The organism is Saccharothrix sp. AJ9571 (assembly GCF_021725495.1).
GTDB lineage: Bacteria > Actinomycetota > Actinomycetes > Mycobacteriales > Pseudonocardiaceae > Amycolatopsis > Amycolatopsis magusensis.
Map to the genome: position 1 here is coordinate 5,613,852 of NZ_CP091382.1, position 12,554 is coordinate 5,626,405.

The window sequence follows — 12,554 nt, forward strand, 5'->3', positions numbered from 1 at the left end:
TTGTGGGCAAGGCGGGAGCGCGCCGCACGGCGGTGCGCGTGGTCGGCGCGGTCATGGGCTCAAGGCGCGCAGATGCTGGACCACTGCGAGGAGGTAGTTCTGGGCGGTGGCGCACGTGTCTGCGACGCGCGACGGCGCCCCATCTTGGGCCACGACACCGACGCCGTGACCGGGCCCGAGGTCGGCCACGATCACGCAGGTGGTGCCCGTGGCGGGATCGTCGGTGGGCACCGGGAACTGGACCATGTCGAGGTCGGCGAGGTGGATCGCGTGGGCGGTCGGCTGCAGTGCCTGCAGTTCCCGCGTCGGGGCGTAATCGCGGTACAGCATCAGAGACCAGGAACGTGAATCACCAGGAGTCCAGAGCGCACAGCTCGGTTGCCACGGCTTGTTCAGCAGCGCACCGGAGGAGGTGGCCGCTGTGGCGATATTGCCGGGCGCCTTGATGGACGGTGGTACGGCCTCGCACGGCGAGTGCACCACGTCACTGATTTCGGTGTCCACAGTGGTCTTGGTTGTGGCGGGTAGTGGCTGCGCGCTGGGGGGTTGTGGCTCGGGGGATGTACAACCGCACACCGCTGCGGTGACCATGGCCAGGGCACCCAGCCTCGAACGAGCCGTCATGCTCATCGCGGCGCCTGCGACATCGTCGGCTTCACCGGAGCGGGCAGGGGATCGGCGCCGGGGTTGATCACTTGATCCTGGGCAGCGCAGCTGAGAAGAAACAGAAGAACGAAGAACACTGTGGTCCAGCTGACCGCGTCCACCAGATTGCTGGTCTTGCGGCGTTGCCACCACCGCACCGCGAGACCGGCCAGGATGGCGCCGATCGCCGCCCCCAGCGGCGCTAGCAGGACCAGCCACTCCTGCGCGCCGGAGAGTTTTGGTGTGCGATGCGTACTGCCAGCATCGAGACGCACGCGTGCGACAAGCATCGTGCCGCCACTGACAATGAGGTATAGCACCGAAATAGCGGCGAAGCCACCCCAGGACCAGTGACGGCCTTCCGATGGTGTAGCCGAATCGCCGCTGGCCCGATCTTCGGAAGCGTCTGACATGTTGCCTTCCTGCTGTCGATGTCTGGTCGTCGTCGGCGGCCACGGACCGCGTCAGTTCCGAGTGGACTCGGTGGCTGTCGGGCCGATTCGCTGGCCTGATGGGTGGTGATGGGCGGCAAGGGCGGGGAAGGGGACTGCAGCTGCCGAAGCGCTCTTGGCCGCAGTGGCCGCCCACCGTTCAGCGGCTTCGGAGACTGGACCTCAGATTCCTTCAGAGGGAATGAGTTGTATGCAGTGGCCCGCCAACCACGCTGATCACGCCCTGAGCAGCGGGTCAACACCGTGTTCATGTGCGCCTCCGGCGCACGATCAGCAGGATCAGGGCCAGCACGGCGGCACCGGCGGCTGGCCAGGGGTGGCGCCGCAGTCGTTCGGCTACCCGCGGGGCGTGCGTGGCCAGCAGGCGCCCCGCAGACGTCCCGGGGGCGGGATGGCGGCCGTGCCCGTGGTCGTCTGGGCTGGGCGCGGTACCGCGCGACGGGGGTGGTGCGCCGGGATCAAGCAGCTGGCGTATCCGCGTGCGCAGCGTGGGGCGTGGTGGGGGCGCCCCGCCGACGAACCTGTAGGTGCACGAGAGCATCCGGTGGTCGTCCTGCGCCGGGTCCGGTTCGGGATCGTCGATGTGCACCCGGTACGTGTCGGGGACCAGGTCGCCGGTGAAGCCGGGGCTGGTCAGGATGTGGTCGATGCGCAGGCCTAGGCCGCCGTCGGTGCGGGAGTTGACGGTGGGAGTGAAGTTTTCGGCTTGGGTCCCCGCATTGCGCCACCCGGCGACGTCTTCGAGGTCACTCAGCGGTCCTGTCATGAGGCGGAGCTGGCCGTCGGGTTCCCTGGCGCATTTGTACAGGATCTTGTGTCTGAGCCCGGCTTTTTTCAGCCGCTGGACGTAGTTAGGGGGTGGTGTGTCCTGGTCGGTGATGGCGTTGCAGTCGCCCAAGGCCAGCACTTGCTTCCTGCCGTCGGCGAGTTCGTTGAGAACGCGCACCTCGCGGTCGAGTGTGGCGAAGCCCTTACTTGTACCAAAATGCAGCGGCTTGATCAGCAGGTGATGCCCGGCGAACGACCCTTCGAGCACTCCCCAGAGGCATTCCCGAGTGGCGAGCGTTCCGTAGCGGTGCCATCGGATGGGTGTGATCTGGCTGCAGTCGATGAACACCCCGGGCCAGTTCCGTGAGCCCGGACGCTCGGTGATGATGTAGCCGCGGTAGCGACTACCGGGCCACAACCGGTTGAGCTCATGCTGGAGTTGGCGGCGTGGGCGGCCCCACCAGCGGTCGTAGCGGGTGCACTCGGGCATGCCGATGACCGCCGGCGCGGCCGGGAAGCGTTTGAGCGCGTGGAGCAGGGGCGTGAAGTCGTGACGCCCGTCCTCGCGCAGGCCCCCGCGCTTGAAGTTCTTCAGCACCACCACCAAGGCGGTGGTCTCTGGCGTGCTCGACATGTCGCCCTCCTGCTGGTGGTTCCTGGTCGATTCCGGCGGCCGCGCGACGACGTCAGTTCCGGGTGGCGCGGCGTGGGCGTCCAGCGCGGCTTGACGATCGCCATGGCCGGGCGCCGTGGACGGTGAGGTGCTGGGCATCGGGTTTCCCTGTGGCGGCGGCGATGTGGTCACCGATGCCCCCGGTCTCCGGACAGGCCGATGAGCTCGCGGTCCTCGTGGTAGAGGCGCAGCAACGGGTCGACGGGGTCGAACCGGGCGGCCAGGTCTTCAGGCGTGGGCTTGCCGCGCTTGTGCCACACACGGGTGGCGTCCTGGATCTGCGCCCACGTCGCCGTCGCATCGGTGGGCACCAGGCAGCGCTGTGTCAGCCGCAGGCTTGGCTCTTCGAGCGGCGCGTGGGTGACTGCACGCCAGACGGCGCCGCCCACTGCGGTGTGGGCGGGCGGGAGGGTGACGGTCGCGGAACGATGGAAGGTGGCGTGACCGTGGCCGTTGTCGGCGGTCAGCACGGTGATCACGCCGCCGTAGACCGTGACGATCCGGCCGCCGGGCTCAAGGTGGTCAACCCAGCCTCGGGGAATGCGCTCGGGTTCGCGCCAGCACACGATCCGGTCCACCACGGGTCCGCGGTAGTGCTCGAGGGCGAAGTCGGGCGCCGCCGCCAGGTCGGCGGCCTTCGGCGCCGTAGTGGGACCCTCGTGGCGCCGCCCCGGGTCACCTCCCACGGTGAGCACCGTGCCGAAGCTGGTCAGTCGCTCGAGCAGCGCCGTGGTGACTCCTGCCGTTCCGGCGAGTTCGAGCACGGTCTGACCATCGTGGACGTCGAGGTAGTGCAGTGTGCAGGCGATCGTCAGCAGCGACGGTTCCAAGCCGTCGCGATCCTGCTCCAGCGCCAGCCGCTCCACCGGGAACAGCCCGTCGAGCCACCACCGGTGGCCGCCGCCCGCCCCCGGATCATCGGCGAGGTACTCGGCGACTTCGGCATAGGAATCGGGCGGCGCGGCGAGAACGGCCTGCAGGACAGCCGCGCTGAGGCCAGCATCGGCCAGCCGGGCGCCCAGCGAACAACGGCACTGGGCGCGGGGCCCGTTCAGGGCCACAGGGTCTTTCGTGAACACGGCCTTCCTCGTTCTTGTGGCACCCGGTGGTGGCTCGCTGCGAAACGGAGCGCGGCGGGTGACCGAAGCGCGCTCGTCGGCGACCGCGGGCCTACTCCCGGTTTCGCGCTCCCGCTACTTCAGCGGCAGGCGACCGACCGACCTTGTCCTGGCGCGGCACAGCGTCGTGTGGGGACGGGGGTAATCGGAGCGAGCTGCGGTTGGGGCCGCACCGGCGCGTACGGCCCCAACCATGCGGGCTGAGCCCGCGTGCTACGCCTTCGTCGGGTGTTCGATGACGTCGGTCTTCTCGTCTTCGTCACCGAGGCCGCCGGCGAGGCGGGGCTTGGTCGTGAACATGGTTGTCCTCCTCTCGGGGTGTTGTGGATGGAGTGCGGCGTGCGTCATCGGGGAACTCGGCGCGCCGCCTGGCTTAGGCACAGCCGCGGGAGCGTCAGCGGCCGAGTTGGGTGATGCCATCGCGCGGGATCGGTCCGTCGTGGACGATCACCGCGGCGGTCGCGTCGTCGAGGGTGCCCGCGTGCGCGGCGGCCTCGACGAGAGCATGGGCGCAGGCATCCGGGTCGAACCGGTGTTCGTGAAGGATCCCGGTGATCTGCTCGGAGCCGACCTTGCGGTGCACGCCGTCGGACAGCAGCACAACGACGGTGTCGAGGGTTTCGGCGAGCGCGACCGTCGCGTTGGTGGCGCGGGCGAGGGACGCGATGACGATGCGGTCGCTCTTCGCGGCGATCTGCTCGTCGACGCCGGCGGCACGAAGCCGCGCGCCCTTGGTATGCGGGGAGGTGAGCAGGGTCAGCGTCTCACCGTCCCAGCCGTAGGCGGCGACGTCACCGATGTAGCCGATGACGGTGGGTTGCGCGGGCCGGCAGACAGCCAGAGCCATGACGGCGTCGGGGGTGGGCATTTCCTCGCTGGGGTCCTCGAGTAGTCCGGCGGCTTGCATGACACCGGGTACCGCGCCTTTACGGGCGCCGTAGCGCACCGCTACCTCCGCGCACAGGTACGCGGCGGTGGCGACGTCCTCGTCGTTGTGGATGCCGTCGACGACCGAGACGGCGAGCACGCCGCTGCTGCGGAGACGGAACTGCGCGGCGGCGTCGCAGAGCAGAGGCCGATGCCCCTTGCGTGAGGCGATGCCGACGGTTGCGGAAGCGGGTGGTGTGCTCATGATCTCGTTTCGTTGGGCGGTGCAGGAAGGCGCGCTGATCGGCGGGCGATCCGAAGCAGCAGCCAGGTTTGGTGCGGCTTATGCCGAGGTCACCGTCGACAGATGCCGGGTCGCCGTCACGCTCGCCGGTCGGTCCTGCGCGGCCTCCGGTCGCGGGAGCCTGCCCGCATCCTCAGTAGATCGACGAGGGGCGGACGAGGTGCTGTTGTGCCGCGGTGGCGAGTTCCCGGCAAGGATGGTGATGGCGGGTCCGGCTTCCAAGGCTGCGGCGCTCTGTTCCGCGAGCTCCCGCAGCATCTCGCGCGGCACCGGAACACAGGCCTGCGGTGGACGAGCCGCCTGTGTCGCTGACGGTGCCGGAAAACGTAGAAGTTTGGCGGTCATGCTGGCTTCACCGCCACGCCCGCCCACCGGATGGCACCGAGTTCGCCCGGTGGTGTATCTGCGGGACGCTGGCTCACGACTCCGGGGTCGCGCAGTGCCCAGGTGCCGAACAGGGCGGTGACTTCGGTGCGGGTGCGGGGGCGAAGCGGTTCGCCGATGTCGCCGTAGGCGGCGGCGAGCTCGTCGATCTGCTCGAGTTGGCGCGCCGAGGCACCGTCGGTGGTCAGGTGGGAGATGGCGAGCAGGCTGCCCGCGGGGACGGCCTCTTGGTAGGTACCGATGATCTGCCTCAGTGGCAGGTGATCACCCAGGTGGTGCAGTACGTCGGTGAGGACGATGCAGACCGGTTCGTGGGGGTCGAGCGTTCGGTGGGCGCGTGCGTGTCCGAGCACGGCGGCCGGTTCGGCGAAGTCTCCATGGAAGAAGGAGGTGGCGTCGCAGGAGGTGTGCTTGCTGGTCAGCGCGGTGGCCCAGGTCCGGGCGATCATCACGTCGTTGTCGACGGCCGTGACTCGTGCCGCGGGGAACCGGCGGCGCGCGATCTTGGCCAGGCAGGTGTCGTCGGGAAAGCCGGCGCCGAGGTCGAGGAACCGGGTGATACCGGCGTCGAGAGCGGCCTCCACGACCTCCACACTGGAGTGTGTGGCGGCGAGGTCGTAGGTTCCGAACTCCGGCCACAGTGCCTGGCGGTATTGGCGCCATTCGCGATCCGCGCGGTAGTTACAGATACCTCCCTTGCCGAGGTTGGCGACGCCTGCCGCCGTGGCTTTCGGCGAGTACGCGAGCGACTGGGGGGCCAGTTGTTCCGGATTCAATACATTTCCTTTCGCGGTTTAGGAGACGGTTAGGCGGGACTGCTTGGTGAAGAGTTCGTGGTGGACGTCCCCGAGGGGAATTCCTGTGGCGTTGGTCCTGTGACAGTTCGAGGAGGTCTATCGCCGATTCGCCTGCCGGAACGTTCTAGATCGGCACGCTGCGGGAGAGGCTCTGTATCGAGGCGGATTTTGCGCACTCCCTGCAGCTGGCTCGGAATGCCGAGCTCGATACGCCGCATCCGGACCGTCGAGGCGGATACTCCCAGCCGCAGGCCAGCGCGCTTGTCAGAGTAGCCCTGGGTCGCGAGTTGCGCGAGAGCATTTGGATCGACGTGAACTTTGCGCGCTCCCCGCGGCTGAGCCGGTATACCGAGTTCGGCGCGGCGCTTCCTGACTAACCCGTACGAAACATTCAGCCTTCTGGCGATTTGTTTGTTGTCGAGCCCTTGTGCGGCGAGGTGTGCGAGTACTTTTGGATCGAGGTGAATCTCGCGTACTCCTCGCGGCTGGGCCGGTATGCCGAGTTCGGCGCGGCGATTCCGAGCCGTCGCCGTGCACACCTGTAGTTTCGCTGCGATCTGCTGGTCGTTGAGCCCTTGTGCGGCGAGGTGTGCGAGTACTTTTGGATCGAGGTGAATCTTGCGCAATCCTCGCGGCTGGGCCGGTATGCCGAGTTCGGCGCGGCGCTTCCTGATTAGCGAAGCGGACACGCTGAGTCTGTTGGCGATTCTATTGTCTGACTCGCCCTGGGCCGCCAGTTGTGTAAGAACTTCCGGATCGATCGTGATTCTGGTTTGTCGCCAGGCTGGTATGCCGAGTTCCTGCCTGCGTTTCGCTATCGTTGGCGACGACACGCCGAGTTTCGCGGCGATCTGACGGTCGCTATGCCCCTGGGCAGCGAGTTGCTCCAGCATGACCAGGTCGAGGCTGACCTTGCGTGTCCGCGACGCGGCGACTCCTGCTTCCGCGGCGATCGAATCATCGCTTGTGTTCTCGAGGGCGAGCTGACGTTGTGAGATGGCGTTAAGCTTGTCCCTGCGTCGCCGGGACGGTATCCGCATCTCACGGCGACGATTTATTACGGTGCCTTTGGATACACCTAACTCTATGGCAATTTGCGCGTTAGTAAGTCCTCGGTCGACCAGGGTAGCTAGGTGTGCGCGATCAATGTCGATCTTGAATGGGTGGCGAGATGTCAGTCCAAGGTCGCCCCGGCGCCTCTGGATAACCCAATGCCTCACCCCTAGCTTTTCGGCTATTTTCGTATCACCAAGGCCTTGCGCGAAGAGGCGAGTTACCTCGTCGAGATCAACTTCCACCTTCGTGCTGACGGTCCGGACCGGGATGTTGTGTTCACGGCGCACCTTGGCGACCATCGCTGTCGAAATGCCCATTTCTGCAGCGATCACCCGGACGGATTTATTCTCCGAAGAAAGTCGTGCGAGCACGGTCACGTCCACCTCGGCCGGGGATGGGGCGCGCCAGCGAGTCGTCAAACCAAGTTTGCGGCGGCGCGTTCTTACCGCCGACTGCGTCGTGTCAAATCTCAGGGCGACTTGACGGTCAGAAAGGCCCGATTCGACCAGGTCGCGCAGGCTTTCCCAGTCTGTGTCGGCTCTGCGAACGGGGCGGCGGGTCGGTATTTCAAGCTCGACACGGCGGATTCTCACTGTAGTCCTGGAGACGTCCAGCATTTCGGCGATCTTCCCGTCGGAAAATCCTTTTGCTACGAGCTGTTCCAGGAGTTCGGGCGCGATGTGAATTGCGCCGCTTGACCGCTCGACTATCACCGCCTCATCAGGGCCTGATGATTCTAACGCGGCAGTGAGACAATTGGCGGTGCTGACTGTCCGGTGGGTCGTCTCGGCCGTCGATGACATCTTTTCGTGGTTCATGGCGCCTAGTTGGTAAGTGCGTGGACTGCAGTGCGTTGATGCGCCCAGTGGCTGAGCTGTGTGTTGTCACTGTGGGTGTCGCTGCGTGCGATGGCGACCACGACCACCACGGAGCCGAGCATGATCGCGACGGTGCCGCCGAGCGCTCCGAGGAAGGGACGGGGCCAGCGCTGTGGCGGGGGCGCCGGCAGGCAGGGGGCCGTGTCGTCGGCGAGGCACCGGTCTGCCGCATGCTGAGGGGATACCGCCGTCCCGGTCGTGGCGAACTCGTTCATGCCACAGACCCGTGGTGGGGCGGGAGTGTGCGCGTGGCGGGGCGGCAGGCGACGCCACACCACGTGCTGACCGATCCGGGCACGACGCGGGCGCTCTCGGCCGAATCCGGTAGCCATTCCTGTGCCGCACACACGCCAGGTGACAGCAGCGGCCAACCACCGAACAGGCCGGCCACCTCGTCGCGGGTGCGGCTGGTCGGGACAGCGCCGGTGAGCCGTTCGAACACGCTGGCGGCTACGGCGAAGGCGGTGCCGTCGGTGTGCTCGGCGGTGAGGTGGGACAGCGCCATCCAGCTGCCGGGTGGCAGTGCTGCCTGGTAGCGGGCGAGTTGAGCGTGCGCGTGCTCGACCGAGTCGTTGTAGGTGGCGGCGTTGCCGAGTACGAGGCAGAGCGGCTGGGTAAGGTCGATGCCGTGGGCAGGCAGGTCGTCCAGCACGCTGTCCGCTGCCCAGCGGTCGCGGTCGCTGACCTGGTAGGTCTTGGGGAAGCGGGTGTGCGCCGCGCGCCACTCTTTCTCGATTTCCGGATTGGACTCGACCACGACGATGCTCGGCGGGTCGGCCTCAGCGAGGCTGGTCGCCTGGAACACCGGGCCGCTCGCGCTGGGGTAGCCATGACCGAGGAACACGAACTGGTGGATCCCCGCGTTGTGCGCGGCGGTCACGAGGCGACACTCGAAGTCGTTCCCGTGGGAGACGGCTTCGAAGAGCTCTGGCCAGAGCTCGCGAAGGCCCGTGATCACTGCCCGATCTGCCGCAGTGCTGTTTCCGTTGCTGAACTGGGCGCTGAGGACACACCCGAGGTGGGCTCTGGGCTCGGTCATGAGGACCGCTTTTCCGCGACCGCGCCCCAGCTCAGCGCACCGAGGCCGTCGGGCAGAGTGGGCGAGTAGGTCGCGAGAGGCCACTGACGCAGGCTGACCACACCGGGCAGAGACAGTGACCAGGGTCCGAGCAGGTCGAGGAATTCGGTGTGGGTGCGGATCCAGGTCGGCGCGCCGATGTCGTGGTAGGCCTCGGCGAGACCGGCGATCCGGGCGGCTTGCTCGTCTGAGGCATTGTCGTCGGTGCGCTGAGTGAGGGCGAGCCGGCTGCCGACCGGCAGCAACTCGTAGTACTGGGCGAGCACCTGGTGCGCGACGTGCGGTTCGAGGTGGTGCAGGACGTCGACCAGGGTCAGGCACACCGGCCGGGTGAGATCGAGAGCAGCCAAAGACGCGATCTGCTGCAGCACGGCTACGACGTCGGTCAGGTCGGTGGACAGAAACCGGGTGCTGGTACTGCCTTCCACGGCGCGCTCCCAGTGCAGCGTCACCCACCGCGAGTTGTCCACGGCCGTCACCCGGGCATCGACGCCGCGGTCGCGGGCGATGCGGTGCACGGCGGTCCGGTCGGGATAGCCGCACCCGAGGTCGAGGAACTGGGTGTATCCGGCGTCACAAAAAGCGCGCACGACCGAGATGCCGAAGTTGACGCTGCGCTGGACCACCTCGCGGAGGTCGGGGTACCCGATTTGCTGTTCGTCGATCCAGTGGCGATCGAGGGCGAAGGAGAAGGTGTCGGCGTCAGGATCGCGCTTGAGTGCGCTGTGGATGCGGGCGGCGTCCGGCCGTTCGAGGACGGCGGTGTTATAGGCCATGGTGGGTTCCGTGCAGGTGAGTAGGGACGTGGTGTGGTGTGGCAGTGGGGGAGGTGATGGGACGCCTATGCAGTTCCTGGTTCCCGTGGCTGATGATTTGCGTACTACCCCTGCAGGTCAGGGTCAGTTGTGACGAGTGGGGACGGCCGAGTTCGTCCCACCGGTGTGCCAGTGCGGTGATGTCGTCCCAGAGCCGACGGGCGCCGTGTTGCGCACGCGCGGTATAGCGGCCTCGGTGCATGTGGAGCTCGGCTTGTGACAGGCTTTCCGGGTCGGTCACGGTGAGGCCCGCGCGGTCGGCTGTGGTCTGCAGCAGCGGGAAAACCAGGTGCAGCAGCAGGCGGAATTCGGGCAGATCGAGCTCGTCCCTCAAGAACGGGTAGGGCTCATGCCAGCGGCGCAGAGGTGATCCGGCGGGGGCAGTGGTGTCGCGCGCGGGTGGAGTGGTCGTGGTGCCGTGAAAGGTGCCGGTCAGGCCTTCCGCGTCGAGTGTCAGCTTGGTGATGGCGCCTGCCACCACGGCGACCTGGGTGCGGACCGGGTGCCTGCTGTAGGGCTGGGGGAGGTCGAGGCCGAGGATGGCGCGCCAGCCGGGCGGTGCGCAGGCGACGTCGTGCCAGACGATGATTCGTTGGAAGTCGCGGTCGTGCTCGTCGGCGCCGTGGAGGTGCAGGTCGGGGTGGTTGAGGACGTGGGCCCGCTCGCTCAGCTTGGCGCGGGCGTGGCGCGCCCAGTCGGGGTCCGGTTCGCGGCTGATCACGGTGGGGCGCTGGGTGAGGTGGTGCAGCACCGCGGCGGTGAAGCCGGTGCCGGTGCCGAGTTGCAGGACACGGTCGCCGGGGGAGATGTCGAGCAGGTCGAGCATGGTGGCCAGGACGGGTACCGAGTAGGTGATCGTGTCCGTGCCGCCGGGCTGGATGAAGGTGAGCGGGTCGATGCTGTAGAGCCCGGTCAACCAGCCGCGGGGATGCCGGTCCGGGTTCCACAGTGTCCGGGTGGGGTCGTCGGTGCGGTAGTAGGGCGTGGCGTACCGGTGGTGGGGCACGGCGCGCAGGGCCTCGAGCACACGGTCGCCGACGCCGTGGCCGCGGAGTTCGGGCAGCAGCCGGCGCCGCAGGTAGGAGATCCGGGCCTCCGGCGTCGATCCGGCGGGTGCCGGGTCGAGTTCGGGCGGCGAGTGAAGCGTCATTGAGCTGTCCTTCGAGCTGAGCGGGCAACGAGAGCGGATCGGAGGTCAGGTGAGTTGCGCGGCCAGGGTTCTGTCCGGGGCGGCGTCGGTGCGGGTGCTCGTCCGGGCGGTCTCCCGGCGACTGCGGCGTTCGAGGGTGTGGGCCAGCAGCGTCAGCGACCCGGTGATGACGGCGTAGAGCGCGGCGGTGACGAGGTAGGGCTGCAGCACGAGAAACGTGTGGCCGGAGAGGACCCGGGTCTGGCCCAGCAGCTCGGGGAACGCGATCAGCAGGCCCAGGGAGGTGTCTTTGATCGTGCGGGTGAGCTGGCCGATCAGCGCGGGCAGGGCGTGGCGGACTGCCTGGGGCAGGACGACCAGGCGCAGAGCGGCACCCTCGGGCAGGCCCAGTGCCAGCGCGCCGTCGCGCTGCCCGGGGTCGATGGCGTGGATGCTGGTGGCCAGGATCTTGGCGATCCCGGCCGCGGCGGTGATCGCCAGGGGCAGCACCAGCTGGCCGATTTGGGGCAGGCGAATCCCTACTGCGGGCAGGACCAGCATGGTGGCGTAGAGCCACAGCAGCAGCGGCACCACCAGGACCGCGTCGGCAACCGCCGACGCGGTCCTGCGGACGGTCAGGCGGTGGTGGGCGGCGAGCAGGCCGAGCACCGTGCCCGGCAGGGCCGCCACCCCGATCCCCAGGACCCCGGCCACCGCCGTCCCGGCGGCACCCTCGAGCAGGAAACGCCAGATCGGCCACTCGCGATACGCCGCCCACCTGGTCGGGTCCAGTTCACCGGCGTCGTAGAGCGCCCGCCATCCCAGCACCAGGACCAGGACCAGCCCGGCGAGAACGACCACGCTCGCGGCGCGGATCCGGTGCCGGCCTCGCGGGCCGGGTTCGTCGAACCGCACCGCGCCGCTCACCCCCGGACCGGACGAGGTGGCGGGGAACCGCTTGGCCAGCCGCTGGGCGTACTTGCGGGAGATCACGGTGATCACGACACCGACGGCTGCGTAGATACAGCTGGTGGTGCCGAAAGCCGCGACCGGGTCCGCGGTGATGTACGCGATCTGCTGGGCCACGGCGGTGAGGTCGAGTACGCCGACCGCGCCGACGAGCGAAGTGTTGAGCAGCAGGCCGATGGTCAGCGTGCCCAGAACCGGCAGCGCGTGCCGCAACCCCTGCGGAAGCACCACCTGCACGAGGGTCTGGCTGCTGGTGAAGCCGAGCGCGCGGGCGGCGTCGGTCTGCCCACGGCCGACCGCGTTGATGCCGCTGCGCAGCGCCTCGGCGTAGTAGACCGCGGTGTAGCAGGCCAGCGTGCCCGCCGCCCGGGCCCACAGCGACACGTCCAGGCCGAGTGAGGGCAGCGCGAACGCGGCCAGCAGCAGCCACAGCAGCAGCGGCACCGACTGCACGGTGTGGATGACCGCTTTCGCCGCCTGCCGGGCCGGGGCCACGGTGCTGACCCGGCAGCTGACCAACACGAGTGCCAGCACCGCGGCACCGGCCCAGGACAGGGCGACCAGTTCCACGGTGCTCCGCAGCCCCGCAGCGAGTTCGTCGGCGAAGTCGATCATCGCGTC

At 68.1% G+C, this 12,554-nt stretch carries 12 protein-coding genes; all 12 read right to left on the minus strand.

Annotated elements, in window-relative coordinates; translation table 11 throughout:
- Positions 1 to 51: 51 nt before the first annotated feature.
- The 12 genes from L3Q67_RS26015 to L3Q67_RS26070 all read right to left on the minus strand — a co-directional run bounded on the left by L3Q67_RS26015 (position 52) and on the right by L3Q67_RS26070 (position 12,548).
- The gene (locus L3Q67_RS26015; RefSeq protein WP_499184088.1) at positions 52 to 504 is read right to left on the minus strand and encodes a hypothetical protein; all 453 of its coding nucleotides are present in this window, start codon (positions 502 to 504) and stop codon (positions 52 to 54) included.
- Between the two features lie 122 nt (positions 505 to 626).
- Positions 627 to 1,058: a hypothetical protein gene (locus L3Q67_RS26020; RefSeq protein WP_499184089.1), complete on the minus strand. Its 432-nt coding sequence runs from the start codon at positions 1,056 to 1,058 to the stop codon at positions 627 to 629.
- Between the two features lie 286 nt (positions 1,059 to 1,344).
- Positions 1,345 to 2,637 (minus strand): hypothetical protein, encoded by a 1,293-nt coding sequence (locus L3Q67_RS26025; RefSeq protein ID WP_499184090.1) that lies wholly within the window; start codon positions 2,635 to 2,637, stop codon positions 1,345 to 1,347.
- A 29-nt stretch (positions 2,638 to 2,666) separates the two neighbouring features.
- Positions 2,667 to 3,617 (minus strand): hypothetical protein, encoded by a 951-nt coding sequence (locus L3Q67_RS26030; RefSeq protein WP_499184091.1) that lies wholly within the window; start codon positions 3,615 to 3,617, stop codon positions 2,667 to 2,669.
- 433 nt (positions 3,618 to 4,050) lie between these two features.
- Positions 4,051 to 4,788 carry a hypothetical protein gene (locus L3Q67_RS26035; protein WP_499184092.1) on the minus strand — a complete coding sequence of 246 codons (738 nt, stop codon included), beginning with the start codon at positions 4,786 to 4,788 and terminating at the stop codon, positions 4,051 to 4,053.
- 380 nt (positions 4,789 to 5,168) lie between these two features.
- The gene (locus tag L3Q67_RS26040; protein ID WP_499184093.1) at positions 5,169 to 5,987 is read right to left on the minus strand and encodes a class I SAM-dependent methyltransferase; all 819 of its coding nucleotides are present in this window, start codon (positions 5,985 to 5,987) and stop codon (positions 5,169 to 5,171) included.
- 29 nt (positions 5,988 to 6,016) lie between these two features.
- Positions 6,017 to 7,882: a hypothetical protein gene (locus L3Q67_RS26045; RefSeq protein ID WP_499184094.1), complete on the minus strand. Its 1,866-nt coding sequence runs from the start codon at positions 7,880 to 7,882 to the stop codon at positions 6,017 to 6,019.
- Positions 7,883 to 7,887: 5 nt separating this feature from the next.
- Positions 7,888 to 8,157, minus strand: coding sequence for a hypothetical protein (locus L3Q67_RS26050; RefSeq protein WP_499184095.1), 270 nt, complete (start codon positions 8,155 to 8,157; stop codon positions 7,888 to 7,890).
- Positions 8,154 to 8,981, minus strand: coding sequence for a class I SAM-dependent methyltransferase (locus L3Q67_RS26055; protein WP_499184096.1), 828 nt, complete (start codon positions 8,979 to 8,981; stop codon positions 8,154 to 8,156). The genes L3Q67_RS26050 and L3Q67_RS26055 overlap by 4 nt, the downstream gene beginning before the upstream one ends.
- The gene (locus L3Q67_RS26060) at positions 8,978 to 9,796 is read right to left on the minus strand and encodes a class I SAM-dependent methyltransferase (RefSeq protein WP_499184097.1); all 819 of its coding nucleotides are present in this window, start codon (positions 9,794 to 9,796) and stop codon (positions 8,978 to 8,980) included. The genes L3Q67_RS26055 and L3Q67_RS26060 overlap by 4 nt, the downstream gene beginning before the upstream one ends.
- Positions 9,786 to 10,985 (minus strand): protein-L-isoaspartate O-methyltransferase family protein, encoded by a 1,200-nt coding sequence (locus L3Q67_RS26065; RefSeq protein ID WP_499184098.1) that lies wholly within the window; start codon positions 10,983 to 10,985, stop codon positions 9,786 to 9,788. Before L3Q67_RS26065 ends, L3Q67_RS26060 begins: the two co-directional genes overlap by 11 nt.
- 45 nt (positions 10,986 to 11,030) lie before the next feature.
- On the minus strand, positions 11,031 to 12,548 hold the full coding sequence (locus L3Q67_RS26070) for an ABC transporter permease family protein (protein WP_499184099.1): 1,518 nt from the start codon (positions 12,546 to 12,548) through the stop codon (positions 11,031 to 11,033).
- Positions 12,549 to 12,554 lie beyond the last annotated feature (6 nt).

Excerpts from the sequence above, each read along its gene's own strand:
- L3Q67_RS26020 (WP_499184089.1), bottom strand. The coding sequence starts at position 1,058 with ATGTCAGACGCTTCCGAAGATCGGGCCAGCGGCGATTCGGCTACACCA.
- L3Q67_RS26025 (WP_499184090.1), bottom strand. The coding sequence starts at position 2,637 with ATGCCCAGCACCTCACCGTCCACGGCGCCCGGCCATGGCGATCGTCAA.
- L3Q67_RS26035 (WP_499184092.1), bottom strand. The coding sequence starts at position 4,788 with ATGAGCACACCACCCGCTTCCGCAACCGTCGGCATCGCCTCACGCAAG.
- L3Q67_RS26045 (WP_499184094.1), bottom strand. The coding sequence starts at position 7,882 with ATGAACCACGAAAAGATGTCATCGACGGCCGAGACGACCCACCGGACA.
- L3Q67_RS26050 (WP_499184095.1), bottom strand. The coding sequence starts at position 8,157 with ATGAACGAGTTCGCCACGACCGGGACGGCGGTATCCCCTCAGCATGCG.
- L3Q67_RS26055 (WP_499184096.1), bottom strand. The coding sequence starts at position 8,981 with ATGACCGAGCCCAGAGCCCACCTCGGGTGTGTCCTCAGCGCCCAGTTC.
- L3Q67_RS26060 (WP_499184097.1), bottom strand. The coding sequence starts at position 9,796 with ATGGCCTATAACACCGCCGTCCTCGAACGGCCGGACGCCGCCCGCATC.
- L3Q67_RS26065 (WP_499184098.1), bottom strand. The coding sequence starts at position 10,985 with ATGACGCTTCACTCGCCGCCCGAACTCGACCCGGCACCCGCCGGATCG.
- L3Q67_RS26070 (WP_499184099.1), bottom strand. The coding sequence starts at position 12,548 with ATGATCGACTTCGCCGACGAACTCGCTGCGGGGCTGCGGAGCACCGTG.